The sequence below is a fragment of the Patescibacteria group bacterium genome, from assembly GCA_041660565.1.
Lineage (GTDB): Bacteria > Patescibacteriota > UBA1384 > CAJBMM01 > CAJBMM01 > JBAZWC01.
In genome coordinates this window covers 359,513-384,182 of sequence record JBAZWC010000001.1, presented here as the reverse complement: position 1 = coordinate 384,182, position 24,670 = coordinate 359,513, and the positions used below count along the sequence as shown (strand labels likewise).

Sequence of the window (24,670 nt, the reverse complement as noted above, 5' to 3'; positions counted from 1 at the left end):
TATTGACAAAAATGTAAAGCATACTTTACAATGTTACTAAAAGAAATAAAATGAGCCAAGAAGAAATTACGATAATTAAAAATCGCATTAGAGATATGCGCAAATTGCATGAGCTAACGCAAGAGGCGTTGGCTGAGGCGGTTGGGATATCTCGACAATCGATTATCTCGCTTGAATCCGGGCGATGTGTACCATCGGTACCGGTGGCCATCGCCATCTCAAGATTCTTTGAGGCGCCAATTGAACAGCTCTTTATCATTGAAGAAGATATCCCCGAGCTGCCTAAAAACATTGCTGTTGATGTTTATCAAACTAAAAGAGAAGTAATTATTGAGGCAGAGGTTCCAGGCATCACCGTAGATGATATTAATATCAATTTAGACCATAATTTGCTTGAAGTAAGAATACGTAAGTAAGTTTTGTCGATCGCCTACTTTACGGACGCCATTGTGATTATGCTACGATAGGATGGGGAGGAAAATATGGATCCGAATAAATTTACCAGTAAAACTGCGGCGGTTTTAACCCGCGCCGAAGAGTTGGCGCGTGAATTGCATCATAGCCAAATTGAACCACTGCATTTGTTTTACGCCAGTTTAGAAGTTGGCGAAGATCTAATGCGCCCTCTAATTCAATCGGTAAATAAAGATTTTGACGTGATTCGGGATGATTTATTAACTCAGCTTGAGCATTTACCTAAACTAAGCGCGGCCAATTCAATTATGATCTCGCCAACGTTGGTGCGCGTGCTTAATCAAGCCGAAAAAGAGGCACGTACCTTAACCGATGAATATGTTTCAATTGAACACCTGCTATTGGCAATGTTAGAGGTATCGTCTGAAGCAAAACAAATTCTATCTAAACTTGGTATTAATCGCGAATTAATGTTGCAAACGCTCTCGACTATTCGGGGCACCGAGCGAGTTACATCAACCGACCCGGAGCAAAAATATCAAGCCTTAGAGAAATACGCCATCAACCTATGTGATATGGCGCGAAACAACAAACTTGATCCGGTTATTGGCCGGGATGAAGAGGTGCGTCGGGTGATGCAGGTGCTCACGCGTCGGACCAAAAATAATCCGGTTTTAATTGGTGAGCCGGGTGTGGGTAAAACAGCGATTGCGGAAGGGTTGGCAACCCGCATTGTCTCCGGTGATGTGCCCGAAACGCTTAAAGACAGGCAAGTAATGTCGCTTGATTTAGGCTCAATGTTAGCCGGGGCTAAGCACCGAGGTGATTTTGAAGAACGTTTGAAAGCGGTGTTAAAAGCGATTGATGAGGTGCAGGGTAAATTTATTCTATTTATCGATGAGCTGCACACTTTGGTTGGCGCCGGCGCGGCCGAAGGATCAATGGACGCTAGCAATTTGCTTAAACCGGCGCTAGCACGAGGCACTTTGCACGCCATCGGGGCAACCACGCTGAAAGAATATCAACAATACATCGAAAAAGATCAAGCATTGGCCAGACGATTTCAACCGGTTTACGTGTCTGAGCCAAGTATCGAAGACGCCATCGCTATTATGCGAGGTGTGAAAGAAAAGTACGAAGTGCATCATGGCACGCATATTACTGACGCAGCCTTGGTGGCAGCAGTCGAACTGTCTGCCCGCTACATTACCGATCGATTTTTGCCAGACAAAGCGATCGATTTGATTGACGAGGCCACATCGGCATTGCGCATGGAGGTAGATTCGATGCCGGCCGAGCTAGATCATCTTAAACGCAAAGTGATGCAACTGGAAATTGAGCGTGAAGCGATTCGAAATGATGATGACGCTTCAAATAAAGATCGTTTAGAAAAGTTGCAAAAAGAGCTGTCGGAGCTAAAAGAAAAGTCATCAACCTTGGAAGCCGAGTGGCAGTTAGAAAAGTCTATTATCACCAGTGTGCGACAAAAATCCAAAATGCTTGAAGTGCTAAAATCGAACGCCGACACTGCCGAGCGCGAAGCCAATTTGGAGGAAGTGGCGCGTCTGCGTTATGGCGAAATTCCCAAATTGGAAAAAGAAATTCAAAAAGAGAACGTTCGGCTAGAACAGCTACCAAAAAGTGCCAAAATGCTCAAAGAAAAGGTAACCGAGGACGATATTGCAGCGGTAGTGGCGCGGTGGACCGGCGTGCCGGTGACCAAAATGTTGTCCGGAGAGCTTGCTAAACTTAACGATTTGGAGTCAATTTTAGCGCACAGGGTGGTAGGTCAAGAAGAGGCCATCACAACAGTGGCAAATGCTATCAGACGCTCGCGAGCTGGGTTAAGTGAAGAGAAGCGCCCGATTGCATCATTCATCTTTTTGGGGCCAACCGGCGTGGGGAAAACCGAGCTGGTTAAGGCACTGGCCGAAGCACTGTTTAATGACGAATCGGCATTGGTGCGCCTTGATATGTCCGAATATATGGAGAAACACGCTGTTTCACGTATGGTTGGTTCGCCACCAGGGTATGTGGGGTACGAAGAAGGTGGGCAGTTAACCGAGATGATCCGTCGCCGGCCGTATAGTGTGGTGCTGCTTGATGAAATCGAAAAAGCGCATCCCGATGTATTCAGTATCTTGTTGCAGATTTTGGATGACGGCAGATTGACTGACGCCAAGGGTCGTAATGTAGATTTTAAGAATTGCGTAATTATCTTAACCAGTAACTTGGGATCGGACATTATGCAACAATACGCTTCTGAAAGTGGCATTAAGCGACTCGGGTTTGTGTCTGGTGATAGCGCAGAGGCCGAAGAAGAGGTGAAGCTGGAAGAAAAAATTGATGAGGTACTTAAAGAACATTTTAAGCCTGAATTTTTGAACCGATTAGATGACGTAATAATCTTTAATCCGTTAAAACCCGAGCAACTGGTCAAAATTGTCGATATTCAGCTCAATTTAGTACTAATACGTCTTAATAAACAGCATATTAATTTAGTGGTGTCCAAACAGGTCAAAGATCACTTAGCCAAAATCGGTTATGATAGTCGTTACGGTGCTCGGCCGCTAAAAAGGGTAATTGAGAACCAGCTACTTAATCCAATCTCACAGATGATTGTCCGCGGAGAAATAAATACTGGTGGAACAATTAAGGTTGATTTGGTGAAAGAGCAAATTAGGTTTAAAGTTACGTAAGGGTTGTTAGAGCGGTAAGGGGTGTTAGGGGTGGTTATTCTCCCAACAACCCTAACGTCCCAAACTACCCTAAAAGGACCAAATGCCCCAATCAGGCTACAAAAATTTAGCTTCATTTAAAATGGCAACAATTGTATACGATTTAACGGTAATTTTTTGCCAGAAATTTTTGGCTGGTAAAGAATATGGTAGATTAGTAGAGCAAATGATTCAAGCTGCTCGAAGTGGCAGACAAAACATTGCCGAGGGCTCTGTGGAAAAATCACTGAAAATGTATATCAAACTAACTGGGGTTGCCAAAGCGTCACAGGAAGAACTGTTGTTAGATTATCAAGATTTTTTACGCCAAAGGAACCTAGAACTGTTGGGGAAAGACCATGAAATTGTAAGGGGATTTAGGGAGTTTAGGGCAGTTTGGGTAGACCTAGGTCACCTTAATACTCCCGATCTTCCCAGTGACCCTAAAATTGCCGCAAATATGCTGATAACATTTATAAACCAGACTACATTTCTGTTGGGTAAACAAATTACAAGTCTGGAAGAAAAATTCAAAAACGAAGGTGGCTACAGTGAAAAACTGTTTAATGAAAGGAAAAACCAAAAGTATAAGGGGAATTAGGGGTGTTAGGGGTGGTTGGGGGTGTTAATGGTTTTCCCAACTGCCCTAACTTCCCTAACAACCCTAACAGTCCTAAATTATGAAAAATAAGAATCTAAATTTACTAATTTACTTAGTCATAATCATTGCGGGATTGTGGTTAGCTTACAGTAATTTAAATAAAAACCCGGTACCAATGCCTTCACCGACTCCTAATACGTTTGATCGGGTTACTAGCTCGCCAAATCCGAGCTCAATTAGTACAAATAGTCCTAGTTCGGCTTCGAGCCCATCGCCCTCCGCAAGTACGATAGTTTATGAAAACCAAGTTACTTTTAGTAAAGACGGATTCTCGCCGGCGACAATCAGCGTAAGTAAAAACCAGACTGTTCATTTTGTGAATAGTAGTAGTAACGAACTAAACTTATCTAGTAATCCTAATCCTACTAACACAGATTATCTGCCATTGAATATTGGCATTATTACTGTGGGAAGCAGTGCAGATGTTAGTTTTAGTAAGACTGGCACTTTTGGGTACTATAATCGCTACAATCCCGCTCAGACGGGAAAAGTGGTAGTACGTTAGGGTAAGTTTGGGTGGTTAGGGGTGTAGGGGTGGCTCTGGAGCCACATGTTTCAACTTATGCGTTTTTATGTTATAATCGTAATAATGGAGCCGTAGCTCAGTTGGTTAGAGCATCACATTGACATTGTGGGGGTCAGTGGTTCGAGTCCACTCGGTTCCACCAAGACGAAAAGCACTAAGCTCGAAATTCTAAACTCGAAACAAATCCAAAATTCCAAATTTTAAGCTTTGAATTTTGTATTTACGATTTATTTAGTGCTTGGTGCTTCGAATTTAGTGCTTACTATTGTGGTCCTGGCGGGACCAGGTAGTTTGAATTTGTTAAATTAGCACCAGCGTCGGTGTTATTTTTGTTTCTGGAATTGATTATCTCAGAAGCGTTACCGGGATATTTATTGCCGTAAACGTAAAATGCAGTACCTCCGACAAAAACCAGCGTAAGGATGGCAGAGGTTATAATCAGCGATATCGATGCAGACAAGGATACCTGATTAACTCGAGAATTAAGTTGATTTATTTGTGATGGGTTGACAATGTCTAACATATGTTTTCTCGTTCAGTGATTTTATCATAGCAGAACAAGAAACAATTTCAAATTAAGCCGTGTGCTGCCGACTACCTGTGGATAACTGGTATTGACAGGCTCAAAAACGTTATATTTTGTTCAAATAAACCGATCCATTCCTTTTGCGCAAATTATTGCGCGATATTTGTGCTCAATTTAAGCGCAAAAATGCTCTTACATTATCTAGCTGGATTATATATAATTAACTAGTAAGTCTCATAAGAGGGGAGAACCATTTGAGATTTCCTAAGTTAATAAACCTATCTGCACGCTGGTCAAAACGTGTAGAGCCTGCTCATAATCGAGAAGGTCGCGTAAGCGTTGGTTTCTCTTTTGTCTCCCTTTGCCAATCCCTTGCGATCCTTTGCTCATCCTTAGGTGGAAATACAAGGGGGGTCGTAAGGGCTGTAAGGGTGATTAGGCTCCAGCCCGTAGGGCATACGCCCGGAGGGGTTGTTGGGATAGCCGCCATTATTCTGACGATGCTTTTGTCCAACATGGCATATTTACCTGTTACAACAAAAGTGCAAGCGGCTACGGCACGTCAGATCCCTCTTACTTTACGCGTTATTCAACCTAGCACCCGAACTCCTATTGACGATGGCAATTACACCGTGCGTTACAGCATTTACGCCACCGATCGCACCACAGCTGATCCGTATCCATCCAATTCCGATACTGCTCTATGGACTGAAACTAAAACTATTGCAGCCAAAAACGGTATTTTGTACACATTGCTGGGATCATCTACCGCATTTTCATCCTCGCTCGACTTTTCATCGAACAACCTATTTATCGGTATTCGTATTGGGACCGACCCGGAATTAGTTCCGCGCCGTCAGTTGGGCACGGTTGCCAGTGCTATCAACTCGGACAAGTTGCAGAATATGGAGCCGGGCACTGGTGCAAGCAGCGTCATTTACAGTAACACTAGTGGTTCCGTGTCAATTTCGAGCGCGCCGGTTGCCTCAAATGCCGCCTCATTACTACAGCTTGGATCGCCAATCACTGGTGGCAACGCCAGTGGCACTTACCTTGGAGTCAACAGTACGGCTGGTTATGTCGGTGACATGATAAATTTACAAGTTGGTGGCACTTCGATCTTTAAAGTTGATTCGAGTGGAAACCTTACCATATCGGGGACGGTCATGTCAGGCGGGTCTTCCTCAGGAGAGTTTACTTCTCCAATATCTGTAACTTCTACTACTACTCCACAATTGACTGTGGGATATGATGCGTCAAACTACTTTACCGCTTCGGTTGCTGCCAATGGCGCTACCACATTTAATGGGGCGGGAGCGGGGGCAGCGTTTACGTTTGCTAAGCCGGTCACTGTCGGTTCGCTTACTTCTACTGGTGGAATTTCCGGTGCATCGGTAACCGCAACAGGTACGGTTCAGGGCGGTACTTTGACTGATGGAACAGCGACAATTACGGGTGGTGCCATCACCGCCACTTCTCTCAATTTGAATCAAGTTTCAGGTAATTCAATGGTGGTTTCTACTCTCCCCGCTGCATCGGCCACATCTTCGGTCATCCAAATTGGCAATGCCTTAGTTGGCGGCAATGCGGCAGCCAACGGAGGTACGTATATCAGTGTAAATGCTCCCGCATCTGGTGCCGGATCGGCAGCTGACTTTATCAATCTTCAAGGCAATGGAGTATCTAAATTCAAGGTAGATAAAGACGGAAATGTTAATATTGCAGGCGCGTTTATCGGTAGCAGCTCGGGCGGTGATTTCTCGGTGCCAGTTACTATTACCTCAACCACCGCACCACAATTAACAGTTAAGTATGATAACAGCAACTATTACACAACCACGGTAGCGGCAAATGGGCTGACTACCTTTACGGCTACAGGCGCAGGAGCGGGTTTTGCTTTCGGATCGCCAATTACATCTGGTAGTTGGCAAGGCTCGGCAATTGATGTTCAGCATGGCGGCACAGGGCTAACCACTATTACCAGTAAAGGGGTTATGTACGGTAATGGTACAGGCAATGTTAGCGTAACGGCGGCTGGTGTATCCGGGCAATGTTTAGTCGCAGATGGGTCAGGTACTCCGGTGTTTGGGTCTTGCGCAGGGGTAGGTTCTGGTGCCACATTGCAAGCAGCATACGAAAACGGTAATACAATCACCACTTCCGATGCCAGGGATCTTACTGTTGTTTTGTCGAATACCGCTACCGATGCCAACTTTAGTGTCAACATCGCTACTGGATCTACGGGAAAGTTTCAGGTTCAAGGTAACGGTAGTAACGTGGCCACCATCGATTCTGCCGGTAACATCGTATCCCTTGGTTCAGTAACCGGCGCCACTTTAAGTGTGGGTGGGTCGACCGCTCTAACATTATCCGGGTCAAACATTGCTACGAATTCCAGTATCGTGCCAACTGGGGCAGGGATTAATTTAGGATCGTCCTCCGCGCACTTTGACACCGGTTATTTTGACAATCTAAACATTGGGTCAACAAACGTGAATGGAACATCGTCATTGTCGTTTACAATTGATACCAATCAAGCTACCGACAATGTTGATAGCCAGCAGATTCAGTTTTATCTTGGCCCGGTTAAAAGTACTTATGCAGCGTTGCAATGGACCGGTGCCTCAGACAGGTTTGATTTGTATTCAAGGCTTGGCGCATCAACCTACGCTACTCTTAAAGTGGGTTCACTTATCACTTCAGATGCTTCGGCAACCGCGTTAATAGTGGCACCGTCCACTACTTCAACGTATTACTCGCTACAGGTTGATTCCTCAGCGGCCAGCGCGGCAACCGGAATTAAGATTACCGCCAAAGCGGCAGGATCCGGAGCTGATATTTCGACGATTTCATCTGCCGCCAATGAAAACCTTACCATTAATGCCAAAGGCACCGGTACAATCACACTTGGTGATGTAAGCACTGGCAATATTATTTTGGGCACAGACGGTGGGAATATTGGGGTTGGTGCCGCACCTGGAGCATACAAATTTGATGTCAACGGCACCTCTAACTTTACCGGGTTGCTTACAGTCACCAGTGGAGGAATTGGGATAACTGCTGGCGGTCTTGCGGTTACCGCTGGTGGAGTCACAGTTACAGCTGGCGGATTGAATCTAAATTCTACAGGAATTATTAATACCGGATCTATCGCAGGTGGTACCACCGGATCGTTCTCTGGAGCGGTTTCTGCGGCATCGTTTAGCGCTACTGGTGGAGTTTCGGGCGCGTCCGTAACCGCCACCGGCACTATTCAAGGTGGTACACTTACCGATGGCACCGCCACTATCACCGGTGGAGTATTGACCGCGTCAACCGGTACGTTTAATCAAGTCTCTGGTACTTCGTTGGTTGTATCCACGGTGCCGGCTGCATCATCTACGGCGTCAGTAATTCAGGTTGGTAGCGCCATAGTTGGTGGAAATGCTGCTGCAAATGGTGGTACTTATTTTGGCATGAATGCTCCGGGAAGCGGAGCCGGTTCTGCGGCAGACTTGGCAAATTGGCAGGTTGGTGGAGTGTCAATATTTAAACTTGATTCTGCGGGTAATTTAACTATTGCCGGCACTCTAGTGGCGTCTAGCACCGGATCGGTAGGATATTGGTCCAGGAGTGGTACTACAATATCCACTGCCACTGCTGGCGATGTGTTATCAATTGGCACCATCGTTACCCCAGCTGCCACTAACCTTGCCTTGCAACCAACCACCGGTATTGTGGCGATTAATACTTCCGGAGTACAAAACTACCTACGTGTTTATGATTCGGCCGGTACAAAATACGCTGAGTTAACTCATGATGGTACTAATGCAGTTATTTCGAGTAGCTCCGGTGAGCTCCAACTTACCGGGTCTGGCACTAGCCAATTTATTTTAGGTAGCACCGGTACCGCGGTAAACTTGTTATTCCAAGAAAGCTCAACGCTAGGTGGAGCCGACGGAGGTGGTAAGACTATTACTGTTGGAAATGGCGCTGATGTATTTAATTTGAATGTCGCAACCGTTACCTACAATGTTGCTACTCTTACCGCAGCCACTGGTTTGGTCGTAAACAACTCCGGCAACACGTCAACAGCTTTACTGGTTAACGCTGCCACCGGACAATCGGCAAATCTATTAGACTTACAAGTAAACAGCGTTTCCAAATTCTCTATCTCAGCTGCTGGTGCCAGTACCTCAACCGGAAGCACTATCGTTGGTAACCAATCAATTACCGGCAACTTGGCGGTGGCATCATCTAATACCACTCAAACCGGCACATCTGCGGGGATGTCTGTTCAAGGCAACTCTCTTACCACTGGAAATTTGGTTGATGTTTCGTCAAGCTCGCTTACTTCGGGCAATCTGGCTAACTTGGCGGTTACATCCACCGCCGGTACAGCTAGTGGATCAGGCAAAGCGCTTAACATCGCCGTTTCTGGGGCTAACGCAAATACCGCCTTCACTGCTTACGGACTTTATTCCAGTGTTACAAACACCAACGCAACTTCCGGCACTAACGTTGCCGCTTACTTAACCGCATCCGGTGCAACTACGGCAAACTATGCGTTGCAGATTGCAGCCGGACAGCTAATCAGCCAATCGAACGGTGCCGCTTCTACTCCCGCCGCGTTGTTGACGGGCACTTGGTTCTCGGGGGGCGATGCTACCACTACCAAGCCTCAACTACTAGTCGAACCCGCCGGTACCACTTCAACAGGATGGTCTACTGCCGGTACTGGCATCGGTGTCAACGCCGCTACCGGATTTACTGGTAATCTTATCGATGCGCAATTGAATGGTGTGTCAAAATTCGCAGTTTCCTCAGCCGGTGTTATCACCGCAGCCGGTACGATTAATGGCGCCACAATTTCAGGTGGGACGTTGTCAGGCGGTACATATTCAGGCACTGCCTCAACCGGAGCTGCGGCATATTCGCTAATTGCGCAAGGCGGCGATGTTAATTTACAGGCGTCAACCGGAATCGCCAACATCAATATGGCAAGCGCCCAAAACTACTTGCGGGTTTATGCTTCGGATAATACTGACTACGTTCAGTTAACACACGATGGAACTGATGGCATAATATCTAGTTCAAGCGGTAATTTGATTTTGCAAGGCACCGGTACTAATCAGTTATTATTAGGAGCGTCTGGTAACGCGTCCAACCTGGTTTTTGCCGAGAACTCATCCATCACTTCAACCGGTGGAAAGACAATCACAGTTGGAACCGGTACTGATATCGTCAATCTTAACACTGCCGGTGTAACTTATAACGTTACAGAATTAACAGCCGCAGCCGGGTTAACTGTTACCGGCAATGCCACAATTACAGGGACATTAGACGCTACTCTGGCCGCAGCTGGAGCCGGAACCGCATTGGTCTTAAATGGCACCTCAATTATTCCGCAATCGTCGTCGCTAAAGTATAAAACCGATATCACCACCAAGGTAATTGATTCCAGTGCAATTTTATCCTTACGGCCGGTTAACTTTACCTGGAATCAAAATTCATCTACCCCGGGATTACAAGATTTTGGGTTGATTGCTGAAGAAACAGACCAGCACGTGCCAGATTTGGTAATTAGAAATGCTGCAGGCGAGATAACCGGTGTTAAATACAACCAACTGGCCGTACTTTACTTGCCAATATTGCAATCTCACGATGCCTTTATCACCGACGCCACGCCAAAGATTAATTCGTTATTAACTACTACCGCCAGTCTACAATCTCAGATAAACAACATGGCAACGGTAATTACCACTACCACGCTAAATGCAACCACCATAACTGCTGGTACGGTAAACGCTGGATCGGTGGTAATTAGATCGGCAAATGCGGCCGATACCGCCTTGGCAATCAGCGCAGCGCAAGATCAAACTGGTGATCTGCTATCCATAAAGAATAGCTCTTCAGTATCGGTGTTTACTGTTGATGTAACAGGTAAAATAGCCTCAGGCAACAGCTTGCCGGGTGTGCCGATTGTCGGTGTAGATCCAAACTCTGGAACAGTAGCGGGAGATTTAACTTCAGCCACCAGTGCCTTAAAACCAAGCATAGACGCTGGGCTTAATATTAAAATTGCCGCTGGCTCAGTTTATACCTCTGACAGCATTTCCAGCCCAACCAAGATTTCCCGTTGTGTTGTAAATTCTGATTCAAGCCTTGCGTTGGATGCTTCGTCTATTGAATACGTTTACCTTACTGCAAGTGGTACCGCTTCAACCACCGGACAAGCTTGTGAAGTGCATAAGTCGGTAGATTTGCCAGCGTACAACGCTAACTATCCAACAGTAGTTATCGCCAAAGCGACAACGGGGATTAACACCGTATCAAACATAGTCGATACAAGGTTCTTTATCGGTGGCACATTCGTCTATACCAACACCGCAGCCGCCACAGAGCCTGCCAGCGCAGTTATTAATGATACCTCGGCAGACAACCAAGTCAAGCAAACCGGCGTAGCGTCTATGACCGGTGCCGCCGGAGTAATTGTGGTTGGAAATTCGGCCAGTGGCCAAGCAATAATGATGACTAACGGCCAAGCTTATGTAAAAGCCATCTTTGGGGCTGTTCGTAACACTTGCGCTGTTACCTCCACCACGGCGGGCGCGGTTGATTCAACTGAAATTGGTGCGGTTAACTCTTGCTTTGGCGCAGTCAAAACCAACGCATCAAATATCCTACCATCTGTGTTGATAAACATTAGCTTGAATTAGGTAAAATGAAAATAAATCTCAAATCCCAATTTTTAATTTTTAAACTTCTTACCAAAGGACGGCTAAGGATTATAAGAGCTGCCCGAAGGATAACTAGGGCTACTTTGTCTTCCCCCATTATCCATCATGATCCCTTGTGTTCCTTTGTGGTGGTTACCATCGGAATATTTGTCGGTTTCGCCATCTTAACCGGATCAGCCCATGCATCTACGCAGCCGCTTTTCTTAAATCCCACTACTGCTGAAATCTCGCTTGCACAAGGTGGCTTTCAAAATCAAGTTGTGCGCATTATCAACCAAACCACTTCGACGGTAAATCTAAACGCTACTGTTACAGGCGCCGCACCAGACCAAGCATCCGGTGATCTAAAATTAGCTTCAGAAAATAGCACCAACACTATTCAAGCTAATAAATCGGAAACTCTTCCTTATATAACTGTTTCAAATCCCAAAATTACTATCAACGCTAGTCAAAAAGGCGAAGTCAATTATTCTGTGTATGTGCCAAAATCAGCTAAGCCCGGTAGTTATTATGGAGCGATGCAGTTTGGTGTGGGTGACGCGGCATTCATTCGCCTAACGGTTTATAATCCAAACCAAACCGTAGCGTCTGTTACTCCAAGTATCACTAATTTCTCGCTCAGTCGAGTTGCGCTTACGCCAACGCTCAAGTTGTCCGCCACCATTTCCAATCCAACTACCACCGCCATTCGTCCAAGTGGAAACGTTACATTTTACAACTACAAGAATAATGAGGTTGGTATTACGGCGATCAGTTCGAGCGGCAAAATGCTATACCCCGACAACACCGGTTCGTATAGCACAAAATGGCGAGGTTCCGGTCTGATGTTTGGCCGCTACACCGCCAAGCTAACTATCTTTTCCGTCAACGGGTTCCCGGCAATGTATTCGGAGCGCGTGATCTGGATTCTACCGTGGTGGTTGATGGGGGCGATAGTACTGGTTTGTTTTGCGATAATCAGATTTAGACGAAGTATTTGGAATGGCATAAAACATCTGTTTAGAAAAGCACTAAGCACGAAGCACCAAATTCGAAACAAATTAAAAGCACATAAATTTTAAATTAAAAACAAGAAATGACAATGAACCAAAATCCGACCCCAATTTATGACTTAGAAGAAAGAACGGCTAAATTTGCCCGTGATGTTAGGGTGTTTATCCGTAATTTACCTAAAACAATTGCAAATATTGAGGACGGAAAACAAGTCGTTCGTTCTTCTGGTTCTATTGGAGCAAACTATCTTGAAGCTAACGATTCACTCAGCAAGAAAGATCTTGTTATGAGAATGAAAATCTCTAGAAAAGAAGCTAAAGAAACATGCTATTGGTTAAATCTAATTTATGTAGAAGAAAATTCCGAATCAGATAAACAAAAAACAAGTCTACAAAATGAAGCTAAAGAACTAATGTTAATTTTGGGATCAATTATTCAAAAATTGGAAAAGTAATGAATAAAAGTTTAAGTATTTTTAATTTTGAATTTAAGAATTTGTTTCGTGCTTCGAATTTCGTGCTTAGAATTTTCGTTTTCGCTACTATTGGTGTTCTCTGGCTATTCTTTGGTGCGAAAACGACGCATGCTTCTGCCTGTGTATCTCAAGCCGGCGGGGCCGGTAGCTGGAACAGCACTGCCAGCTGGACGTGCGGCAGAGTTCCCACCACCGCTGACAGCGTGCAGATTGCTGCGGCGCAAGATATCACGGTAGATGTTACCACCGCGGCTGTTACATCAATAACTATAGACAGCGGCGCCACCTTAAATGGAGGAAGCTACACCATTAGCACCACCGGCTCCTGGAGTAACTTAGGTACCTTTACCGCCAGTACCAGTACAGTCAAGTTTACTGCCACCTCAGGCTCCTACTCCCTCTCAGGAACCCTCAACGGTACCAGCTCCTTCTATAAGGTGATCTTTGACGCCGGATCAGGGAACAACCCTACCTGGACCATCGAAGATCCTATGATAGTCTCAGCTGCTAACGCTGCCGATACCCTAGTGATTAACTACGGCACTGTCACAGTTGGAAACGGTACCGGTGACTCTCTTGAAGTGAATGGCGAGACTAAGATTGCCTATGCCTCAGGCTACACTGCCACTCTGCAAACCATGAGTGGTTTGGCCCCTGGAAGCACCGTTACCATTGACATCAACAACAACGCTTCTCCTGCTAACTGTACCAACTGCTTCGTAGAGGTTGGCTTCACCTCTGGAGCAGGACAGGGTAACCTTATTATCAACAAGAACACCATCCTAAGGCTCAACTCAGATAACACCAACTCTGACACCTACATCCAAAACGAGTCAACGGGAAAGGTACAGATGCTCGGATCCCTGGACTATGCAGATCAAGCCTCAACCGGAGCTACCGAAACCACTCTCACCGATACCGCTCGTTCTGCGGAGTGGACTACAAACTCCGAAGCCAATAAATATTTACGCATCAGCTCAGGACTGGCTGAAGGCCTCATCTACCCCATTACCTCTAACACCACCACCGAGCTTACCTACACTACCACCGCCTCAGCTTCCTTCACCGAAACAGTATCGGGATCTGGTAGCGGACGCAAGGTTTGTTCTGACTCAACTACTCTTATCACGGCTGACAACCAGCAAGCCGGAAGGTACCTATATGACGAAACCTCTTCTGATTATTTTTTAATTAGAACTTCAATTAATGCCGATGCTGCTTGTGGTTCCTCGTTCGACTCTTTTTCTGTAGTGCCCTATCCGGGCACAATTACTTCTCTTGCTACTGGCCACACAGCCCATATTTCGGATGGGCTACAAGCAACTGATCACTATGAGATCGAACAGTTTGCGCATTTGACTGCCCAATCAGGTACGGCATGCACATCAACAGTGGACAGCACCAAAGCCCCATACTATTCTGCGCCTACTGGTTCTGAAACGGTGATGAACCATGCAGATGTATGTAATTTAGGTAGGGGGACAAATGGCATTTATGCCGGTATTGCCACAGGAGCTGTTAATGGAGCAAATGCCAACGAAGGAGTTTCAGTAAATTACACATGGATTAAAAAAAATAACTACGCCATGTATTTAGGTGGCGGTAAAAATAATAACGCAACCTACTCAAAAGGAATTGTCAAGACCACAGTTCAACAAGCGTATAAACAAGGAATATACATAATTACCGGGGTTGGCTATAACTTGATCGATCAATGCTTGTTTTACAGTGGTCATGCTGTAAGTCTTCAGAGTCGCGGGAACATTGTTTCAAATTCAACTTTCACATCTAGTTCGCCAACTTTGACAAGCAACAACCAAATTTATGATAGTGATATTATTCGTGGAGCACTTGGTTTGAATGGTAACGGAATATTTGTATCAAACCTAAACCTAATTGGATATACTTCGTATCCAATATCAATAGGGACGTCTACAAATAACTATTTTTATAACGTTAATATCTCTTATGCATTAGAAGGAATCCATTTGGGTAATAGTGTTGGGAAAAATATATTTAATAACTTAACAATACATGACTCATATCGCGGATTATATTATTTAGGGGCAAGTAATAACAATATTTTCGTTTCCCCATCTCTCTACAGCAATACATATGCATTTCAGCTTAGTTTATCGTCGTCCGGAAATTCAATTATTAACGGAAACTTTGGAAGTTTGGGAGCTAATACTTACGATTTTAGGGCTTCATCTTCATCCAATTATTTAACCTTATATAATACAACACTAACTTCAACAATTAACGGGATTACATCAGCAAATTCTTCTGGAATAATTTCTAAAAAAGATGCCGGCTCGGGTGGTGTGACCAAAATCTGGGGAGCGTATACCACCCCAACAGCTGTTGCGGAGACCCCTCAAGCCGAAGAAACAGACAAGTATGATTATGCTTCAAACTCTTGGGAAAAGTCCGCTTCGGTTCATAGTTACTATGGTACCGGTACGGAAGACACCGACCTCAACTACGATCTTAGTACCTCCGATTTATCAGCCGGTCCCTACGCCTATCGTGCCTCAGCCACCGATGCTACTACCTTCGCCATCTATCGTGATGAGGTAAGCGTTGGTAACGCTACCGTTGGTTCTACTTTTACTGATACCAATGCGGGAGTAAATGTTAGTTTTAAAATTGATGGTGGCTCGCCAACTGCGTATGTGGTGGGAGACCAATATTCCTTCGTAGTGTGGGATGCCTCGGGTGATACCAACACCACCAAGACAGTTTCTCCTCAGCAAAACGATGACACCGTTACCGTAGCTGCAGCCACTACCATGAGCTTCGATGGAGGAGCTTCTAACCACTCCACCCTCTCTATCGCATCCAATTCTTTTGATCTCATCAACAACGGCACCGTTTCTGGAGGGAACAATGATCTCACTGTCCCCGGTACTATCTCTGGATCTGGCACTTTTAATATGGGTACGGGGAGCACGGTAGAGAATCGGGTTATGGCCTCCAAGAATTTTGGCTCAACCAGTGGCGCGCTTAACTGGGTGTTTGACACTTTAACTTTCTCTAACCCTTCAGTAACTAATAATTATACCATTACCGCTGCTACCGGAGGAACCGGCGTAATTTCTGCCACAACCATGAACGTGGGTAAGAGCGACGATATTCGGACTACTACCTTTGATAACGAAACAAACGACCGTACCCTCAACCTTGGAAACTTGAACATATCTTCCCAAGGCTTATTTACCGCCTCATCAACCGCCCCACTTACCGTCTCCGGTAACTATACCAACTCGGGTACTTTCACCGCCAACTCTGGTACAATAAATATGAACGGGGTGGGGCAGCAAACGCTTTCCGGCACAATGACCGGCGCAAACGCGTTTTATAATCTAACACTATCTAACCCGTCTGGCACCGATGCATCGGACGATGAACGCACCGGCTTTGTTCCCGGCATCATTTTTGGTGCCGCCGCCACAGCCACCAACACCTATGCTATAACCACACCAAGTTGTAGGGTGCAGTACCACAGTGGCGATACTTATACTTGGAACAATATCAACTGGGTGGGTAGTTTGGGTAGGATGATTTTCTTCCGCAATTCTGCCACATCTGGTACTTGGCTAACCAAAGTTACCGGCACGCAGAGCGTCTCGTACGTTAATGTTTCGCGGTCCGATGCTTCGGTTAGTGGTGGTAGTGCCATTTTGGCTAACAATGGTACCAGCCACGATGGCACCAATAATACCAACTGGACGTTTGGTGGCACGGTAAAAAGCACCCAAATTAACGGCGGAACCATAAATATTGGAACAGGAACAGTGAACATTAAATAACTAATTTTAAATTTTAAATGAAGGAATACAAATGGCAACAACGAAGGATAACAAGGGAGATCAATGGATGGCGAGGGGTAACGAGGGTGCCTTGTGTTCCATAGTAACCCCTAGCTATCCCTTATCATCCTTAAACTGGAGGGACCTATGAGAAACCCATTAGGTTATAAAGCTTTGCTAACATACACCCAAGGTGAAGAAATATATGCATTAGTAAAACAATTTACCGCTGCAAACCTTCATCCCATCAAAGACAGCCGGCTCATTGGCCACATGGTAGATTCAGCACGGTCGGTTACTCGCAACATTTCAGAAGGGTACGGGCGCAACAATTCCAAGCAATATTACGAATTTCTGGGTTTTTCCAACGGATCGTTATTAGAATTACTAGAGGATAGCATGGCTCTAGAAAAGGATATCAAGGGAGGGTTAAGGATTGTAACGGATCGCGATGGGACATTAGGGGAAATAAGTAAAATAATCAAACTGTGCATGGGCGAAAAAACAATGCTAAAAAATCAAATGGATAAAATTGAGGTGATGGTGGGGGAACAAGGGCTAATTTCAGAAAGTCAAAGATTGGCCAAACTCCGCTATGAAGAAGGTAAAAAAGCTGTCGAGGATGAGAAATGGTTACAAGATGTAATAAAGAATGGCTACGATCCAACGAAAGATAAATATCATAAGGATTATAAGGGTAATGATGGCAAAAATGGGAAATAAGATTAAAGGAATACTTAGGATGGCTAGGGAATCCCTAAGGGCAACTATGGGACGGCTTTCATTGTCTCCCTTTGCTGTCCTTTACAATCCCTTGTTATCCTTTTTTAGGCGTCTTCGGTCATCCATTGTCTCCTTTAGAAAATCCTTAGTTTCTAATAGAAATCCCTTGCCGCGGGGTTTGACGGCCGCCACTGCCGTTCTCCTCGTCTTTGCTATCATAATTGGCACCATTCCCAACCTTAGTTCCCCGGTATCGGGTGCCTACACCTCCTCCTCTACCGATGCCGATGGCAATACCCACCTAGCTTCCAACACCGTCAACGACACTACCCTTTATGATACATCCCAGGACTCCAGTCCCGACACTCAACAACAGTTAGGTATTGATCCAAACTGGCAGAACGGCATCACCCGAAAGTCCAGCGCCCTTAAGTTTGATGGGAGTGATGATTATGTTACGATACCTGACTCTGAATCACTTAGACCGGGAAGTGGTAGTTATACGGTGGAAATGTGGATCAAACCAATTAATACAACCGGTTATGTTTTTATTAAGAATAATGGATCAAACAATAAACTGTATGTCTTGTACGCAGCGGGCATGTTTAGCATTACTTTTTATTCTGGGAGTACAGCTTGCGCTGATAACGCCCAAGCCTCCGCTACAGCCAATGCTTGGCAGCATTTAGCTTATGTTATCAATCAGAATGATAAGACCTTAAAGTTGTATAAAAACGGCAGTCAAGCTGGTTCAACCAGGTCTATTGTAAATTGCCCAACTAATACTGGCACAGGAGCAATGACGTTTGCGGCAAATAGCTCCGGTAGTTCTTCAACTAGTGCATATTATGATGAAGCTAGAATTAGCAATACCGCACGATACACCACAAACTTCACTCCTTCTCGTCGGTTATCGGAAGATGCCAATACCGTTGGTCTCTGGCACTTTGATGAAGGCTCCTGTGAAGCCGCCAACCCTTGCTATGTCAAAGACTCATCCCAATACGCTAATACTGGAACGTTGATGAACGGCGCTTCCAACTCTCCCGCTGCCGATGGCTCAGCCAACGGTCCTATCTTTGTCTCCGGCTCTAACGCCATTATGGATGGGTTTGTGGGGGATAACCCCGATACCCCAAGCTTCAATACCCCAGGTGGCAAAACCGGAGCAGGCAACTTAACCCTTGGTGCCCAATCCTCCACCACCTCCAAAAAGTCTTACGAGGTTAAAACCGTCCCGTCCAGTGGCCTGCAGTTTGATGGGAGTAATGACTATACGACACAAAGCCTATCTTTGAATAGTAGTACGATAACCTTTGAGGCTTGGGTTCGTACTAGCACAGTAGGTGGAGCGTATATTAAAATTATTGATTCAAGTCTGGCAGGATCAGAGAAAATGTACCTTGATAGAAATGGCACAAAATTTCGATTTGTCCAAGGTGGTACCATTGCACAAGGCGCCACCACTATTAGCGTCAATCAATGGTACCATGTTGCAGGTGTGTATAATAGCGCTGGTTTAAGCCTATACATAAATGGCGCATTAGATGCGTTTACTGCTGGTTCAGGATCGGCAATAAGCATTGATAATACTAAACTGGCAAGTAATCCCAACGGAGATAATTATTTTTGGACCGGTCAAATTGACGAAGTCCGTATCTCTAACACTGCCCGCTATACCTCCAACTTCACCCCCTCCCGCCGCTTTGCCACCGATGCGTCAACGGTAGGACTCTGGCACCTTGACGATGCTACCGGCACTACCCCTGTAGACTCCTCCGGTAACGGCAACACCGGCACCCTCATGAATGGAAGTACCAACTCCCCAGCTGCCGATGGCACCACCAACGGACCCCTCTGGACCGATGGTGTCATTCCCGCGCAGGCGGGAATCCAGTCTATGAACACATCTTCCAATTGGGCCCTCCCAGGCTACCAATTCCGCCAAAAACTCAATCTTACCAATAACGTCGCTTCCATCCTCGCCCCGGGCTACGGCGTGGAGTCAACCACCAACCGTGGTACTTTGATGGATAACAACCAAATGCGTTCAGATGGCAACGACACCCGCATCGTCTACCAACCCGCACTTACCACCAGTGGCGTTTCTACAACTAGTAACTCAAACGAATCAATTACAATTCCAGCTAATGTTGATGCCTCTCTTTCAGCCAACTATACCTTTGAATTGTGGTTCAAAAAAACTGATTCCGATTTCGGTACATACCTATTTTCCAAAGGAAATCCGGTATCCTCTCATGATGGGTTTGGCTGTAATTTTTATTCACAGAAAATGTTCTGTCACATTGGAACCGGTACTAGTTATCGTAATATATCGGGATCTCACATAATCGACCCTAACATTTGGTATCACTTAGCAATTTCTGGAAATGGTTCGGCCAATACCCTTAAAATGTACTTAAATGGACAACTTGATGGTTCAGCTACCTACTCTGCATATCTGCCCTCAGCAACAGACCTACTCTTGATGAACCTAGGCACTAGCTATGGCTTCGGTGGTATTGAGGATGAATTTCGAATCTCAAACATTGCTCGATACAATGGAACATTCATACCTCGCACAACTCCTTTTGTTTCTGATGCAAACACTGTTGGCCTCTGGCACCTCGATGAAGGCTCCGGTACAATCGCCGCCGATTCGTCTGGTAACCAAAACAACGGTGTATTTACCAACTCCCCCACCTGGTCCACCGACGGTGCCATCTCCACCACCCAGGAAGTTCCCCGCTTCCTCCCCCACGGCCACACGGTTAGTTTTAATGGCACCAGTAGCTACGTTACTATTCCCAACAACGCATCCCTTAACACAACTGGAGATCGAACATACGAAGCTTGGTTAAAAACTAACACCGTTCCGACACCCGGATCAGGTGCTTTACAGACCGCCGTCAGTAAAGATGAGGGTGGAGGACCGTCAAACCCACCGTATCAATTTGGTATAGCTGATGTAAGCGGCACAGCAAAGTACTACTGCGCGATGAGAAATAGTTCAGATGCTAGTGTTAGTGCCTACGGTAGTACCGTATCAATTGGAACGTGGGCGCATTTAGGATGCACGTACACGAATGGAAAATTACAATTATATATTGATGGTGTTTATCAAGGTAGTTCCAGTTTGTTTACGGCAGGTGCTGCTTCAACCGGAGCTTTGATAATCGGTCGTCAAAAAGTGAGTTCTGGCAGTAGGTTTTGGAACGGTCAGATTGACGAAGTGAGAGTCAGTAGTAGAGTACGGTATAGAAGTAACTTTACCCCGCAAACTACGCCTTTTGCCAAAGATCAGTACACCGCCGGACTCTGGCATATGGACGATGGTACCGGCAACACCGTAATAGATCAAACTGGTACTAACAACGGCGATATGACCGGTCACGCCGGAACCTGGGTCACCAACGGTGGCAAGGTAGACTCTATCAACCAAACCCAGTTCAAGACCATCGCTCCTATTGCTGCCTCTAGTACTGATGCTGATTACTACCTTTACTATGGCAACCTCAACGAAAAATCCAGTGCGCTTTCCTATAATTCGTATGGTCTGAAGTTTGATGGATCGGATGATTATATCGCCGTAACAAACGAAACACCCTATCGCTTTGCAAACACGACTTTTACCGTTTCTACGTGGTTTAAAACTGCAAGTGCCTCCCTACAAACACTGGTGGCTAAAGGAGACTATTTGGCCTCCACTGGTGGGTGGGGGGTAAAAATCAACGCCGGGATCATAATTGTGAGTACAAAAGATGGAACAGGGAGTGGAAATAGTATGTCGCGATCTTCAAGTAGTTCGAGCTTGAATGATGGTAACTGGCACCAGGTATCAGCCGTAATTACTACCGATACAAGTGTAATTGGCAATAATACGATTAGTATCTATATTGATGGCTCCTTAAACCAAGGATCGCTAACTCAGACCACAACATTTGGTGTCGATACGGTTAATTACCTTTCCCTTGGGGTGAGAGGTGTTCCAGCAAATTATCAAAATTACCTAAACGGTCAGCTTGATGATGTCCGAATATACAGTCGATCTATTAGCGCTACAGAAGCATCAGCTCTTTACACCAACACTCCCTATGTCTCCAACTCCGGCCTAGTTGGTTGGTGGAAACTAGACGATACCACCGCTGCCGGAACCACCGCCGTAGACTCATCCGGCTCAGGCAACAATGGTACCCTTACTAACTTTGGCTTCAACTCAACCTCCAACTGGGTCACCAACAACTCTCTCCTCCACGCCACAACAGAGCCCACGGTAGCCGCTTACTCCGCCATCGTGGAGCAAGAAACTCCGGTCTTCTACCAGTACCGAGGTTCTACCGGTGGCCCCACTCCCACCTTAGACGCCTGGTCCACCCGACAACAGATCTCTTCCTCCCTCCAACAGCTTGGTGCCACCGGAATCTACGTACGTTGGAACCCTCAAGGAAACTATTCCACCTACGACACCTACCGCATCAACGCCTTGGCTATCGAATCCTTTGGTACAACCCGTGGTAAACTCCGTAGTTATCCTTCAAAAACTAATTTGGTGGCCAACAACGGTGGCCTCGACATCATAGACGCATCAACTAACAAACTGTGGGCGCGCTTTGCCAAAGCCAGTAATAATTTAATCGGCTCAAATAATACACTCAAGGTAAAAGCTCTAAACGGTCGTATTTACGTTGCCAGCGCTGATGGTTTAACCGATATTCGGTTAGATGATGATACCGCTTTACGATTTACTTCATCTGGCAATTCAATTTATCAATCTACTCTAGCTAATCGTGGTGCCGCCTCGGCGTATCCCGCAGCTGGTGGAACTGCTCTTAACTCCACTACCGTTAATGATATTTCACCTACTGTAATAGGCACAGCTCCTCCAAAACAATACGTTGCGCTTGCCACCGCCTCTGACTTAAATGTCTTGAATAACTTAACCGGAATAGGTCTTAACAACAATGCACCCACCGATTCACCAATGTACAAATATGCCCCAACCGCCTCAGACACCTATACCAAAGTATTTATGACCAATGCTGGCACGGTATACGGTGCTAATACCACTCACGCCGGGTTAGATGTTTACACAGCTGTAAATGCAGACACCGCCGACCAAGTAGGAACAGCAGATGTTACCTATTCCACCGCTTCCACCCCTGCTCTGCGTTCCAATACCATTAATTCCATATCTGTCACCACCGGTACATCTCTTGCAGATAATACCAGCAACACTGTTGCTCTTGGTACGAACTTAGGTGTTGAAACCATCCAGGAACACTCTACCCAAGCTAGTGGTTTTGTGGAGCATTACGTTAACACTGGCTCCACCGGAACATCAAACTACAACAGCAAGTCATTTGGTAACGCGCTTATGTTTGACGGAACTGATGATTATGTTCCGGTTGCAGGTAATGCCGGTTTGAGACCAACCGTTTTTACTATAGAGATGTGGTTTAATACAACATCTGGTAGTTCTATTTACCCATTAAACTATGGTGCGTACGGCTTTCGGATGAACAGATGGTCTTCAAATGGCACAGTCACCTTATTTTTTGTGAATCAGTATGGGGTAACTGAAGAATGTCCTACTAATAGCTCACAGGCCGATGGCGTATGGCATCATGTTGCCGGTACTATTGATCAATCCAATCTTAAATATAGGATATTTGTGGATGGAACTTTACGTGCCAATTGTAACATGAATGCAAATATCAAATACACCTCATCTGAAACGCTATATATTGGAAGTGGTAGTCCCTCAGCCGGAAGGTTTAACGGTCCAATTGATGAAGTGCGTATTTCTAATTCAATACGTTATTCGGGGACAGTTCTTAATACGAAATATTTTACTCCCACTGTTGTTCCTTTTACCACAGATGCAAACACCATTGGCCTTTGGCACCTGGACGAACGGTACGGTGGGGCTAATGGGATAAATGGGCAGACCGTGTACGATTCTTCCGGTAACGCCAACAACGGTACTCTGGGTGCTGACGCTACCGTTACCACTACCGATCCCATGCGCGTTTCTCCTGCTATCGGTGGCACCTCGGCCAGTGCTACGTCGGTGGGGTTGATGAAAACAGGGGATTTGGGGGAAGATTTAACCTTTGATGGATCTGACTATGTCATCACCGGATCAATTCCAGGTCAATCGGCGATAACTGAATCATTCTGGATTAAAACTACCACAAACAGTGGCGGAGCCCTTAGGTGGGCTGCCAACCGAATATGTAAAATTGCTGGTGTGACTGCACATAAAATGAACTGCGCTGTTGATGGTACCGATGCCGGTTCTGCCACCACGACGAATAGTGTCGATGATGGTGCTTGGCATCATATTGTACTTGTTAGTGGCGCAAGCAGCCAAACAATTTATATGGATGGAATGGTTTCCGGGACTGCAACTGAAACTTTGAATACGGCTAATGGTACCTTAGAAATTGGCCGATCTTCTGCATTTATTAATGGATCAATTGATGATGTGCGTATCTACTCAAGGGCAATAACTGGTGCCGAAGTAGCTGCCCTCTATAACGGCGGGCTTGGTAGGACTGATAATCCATCCGCCAATATTCTCGGTTGGTGGAAGCTTAATGAAGGCTCCGGGCAAGTTGCGGCTGATTCCTCTGGCTTAGGGTACAACGGCACTCTTGGTGCCAACTCTTCCGTTGCCTCAGACGATCCCACCTGGTCCACCGGCTCACCGGTTAAGAACCAATCTGCCCTTTGGGTCGGCACGGCAAGTGGGGTAACCAGTATTTCGTTAGCTACGCAAAAACAAATTGTTTTTTACACCACGGCAAATTCCAGTTTGCCTTCAAATAGCGTAAGTAGCTTAGGTTTGGGCTTAGGGGGTCTTGCCATTGTTGGCACTGATGCCGGTGCCTGGCCTGCCGGTCTGGCCGGTTTTCCGGTAGATGACACCGCTAGTACTAAAGCGGCAAACTACTCTGGGGTGCGGGTAAACTCTGGTTCGGTGCGTGTAAACGGCGGCGGAACCGTTAGAGTTAAATAAGAGAAACGGTTAGGGGGCTTGGGGAGATTAGGGAGATTGGGGGAACAATAAACCAATTAGGGGTGGAACCCCCAATGACCCAA

The 24,670-nt window shown here is 45.8% G+C and carries 10 protein-coding genes, 1 tRNA gene and 1 pseudogene; 11 read left to right on the top strand and 1 reads right to left on the bottom strand.

The window, feature by feature from the left end; all coding sequences use genetic code 11:
* Positions 1-74 precede the first annotated feature (74 nt).
* The 5 genes and pseudogenes from WC773_01845 (at position 75) to WC773_01825 (ending at position 4,460) form a co-directional block, all read left to right on the top strand.
* Positions 75-269: pseudogene (locus WC773_01845) on the top strand (helix-turn-helix transcriptional regulator).
* A gap of 213 nt (positions 270-482) precedes the next feature.
* A complete protein-coding gene (gene clpB, locus WC773_01840; GenBank protein MFA6082141.1) occupies positions 483-3,113 on the top strand; it encodes an ATP-dependent chaperone ClpB in 2,631 nt (876 codons plus the stop codon).
* An 82-nt stretch (positions 3,114-3,195) separates the two neighbouring features.
* Positions 3,196-3,732 carry a four helix bundle suffix domain-containing protein gene (locus tag WC773_01835; GenBank protein ID MFA6082140.1) on the top strand — a complete coding sequence of 179 codons (537 nt, stop codon included), beginning with the start codon at positions 3,196-3,198 and terminating at the stop codon, positions 3,730-3,732.
* 79 nt (positions 3,733-3,811) lie between these two features.
* Positions 3,812-4,297: a cupredoxin domain-containing protein gene (locus WC773_01830; protein ID MFA6082139.1), complete on the top strand. Its 486-nt coding sequence runs from the start codon at positions 3,812-3,814 to the stop codon at positions 4,295-4,297.
* Between the two features lie 86 nt (positions 4,298-4,383).
* Positions 4,384-4,460, top strand: a tRNA-Val gene (locus WC773_01825).
* A 120-nt stretch (positions 4,461-4,580) separates the two neighbouring features.
* On the opposite strand, the gene WC773_01820 is transcribed toward WC773_01825, so the two are convergent.
* Positions 4,581-4,841 (bottom strand): hypothetical protein, encoded by a 261-nt coding sequence (locus tag WC773_01820; protein MFA6082138.1) that lies wholly within the window; start codon positions 4,839-4,841, stop codon positions 4,581-4,583.
* Positions 4,842-5,344: 503 nt separating this feature from the next.
* Here WC773_01820 and WC773_01815 point away from each other — a divergent pair.
* The 6 genes from WC773_01815 to WC773_01790 all read left to right on the top strand — a co-directional run bounded on the left by WC773_01815 (position 5,345) and on the right by WC773_01790 (position 24,587).
* Positions 5,345-11,542: a tail fiber domain-containing protein gene (locus WC773_01815; protein ID MFA6082137.1), complete on the top strand. Its 6,198-nt coding sequence runs from the start codon at positions 5,345-5,347 to the stop codon at positions 11,540-11,542.
* A gap of 146 nt (positions 11,543-11,688) precedes the next feature.
* Complete coding sequence (locus WC773_01810; GenBank protein MFA6082136.1) at positions 11,689-12,624, top strand: hypothetical protein; 936 nt, start codon at positions 11,689-11,691, stop codon at positions 12,622-12,624.
* Between the two features lie 14 nt (positions 12,625-12,638).
* Complete coding sequence (locus WC773_01805) at positions 12,639-13,010, top strand: four helix bundle protein (GenBank protein MFA6082135.1); 372 nt, start codon at positions 12,639-12,641, stop codon at positions 13,008-13,010.
* Positions 13,010-16,843, top strand: a complete 3,834-nt coding sequence (locus tag WC773_01800; GenBank protein ID MFA6082134.1) for a hypothetical protein — start codon at positions 13,010-13,012, stop codon at positions 16,841-16,843. The genes WC773_01805 and WC773_01800 overlap by 1 nt, the downstream gene beginning before the upstream one ends.
* A 147-nt stretch (positions 16,844-16,990) precedes the next feature.
* Complete coding sequence (locus tag WC773_01795; protein ID MFA6082133.1) at positions 16,991-17,566, top strand: four helix bundle protein; 576 nt, start codon at positions 16,991-16,993, stop codon at positions 17,564-17,566.
* A 166-nt stretch (positions 17,567-17,732) separates the two neighbouring features.
* Complete coding sequence (locus tag WC773_01790) at positions 17,733-24,587, top strand: LamG domain-containing protein (protein ID MFA6082132.1); 6,855 nt, start codon at positions 17,733-17,735, stop codon at positions 24,585-24,587.
* The last annotated feature ends 83 nt before the right edge of the window (positions 24,588-24,670 follow it).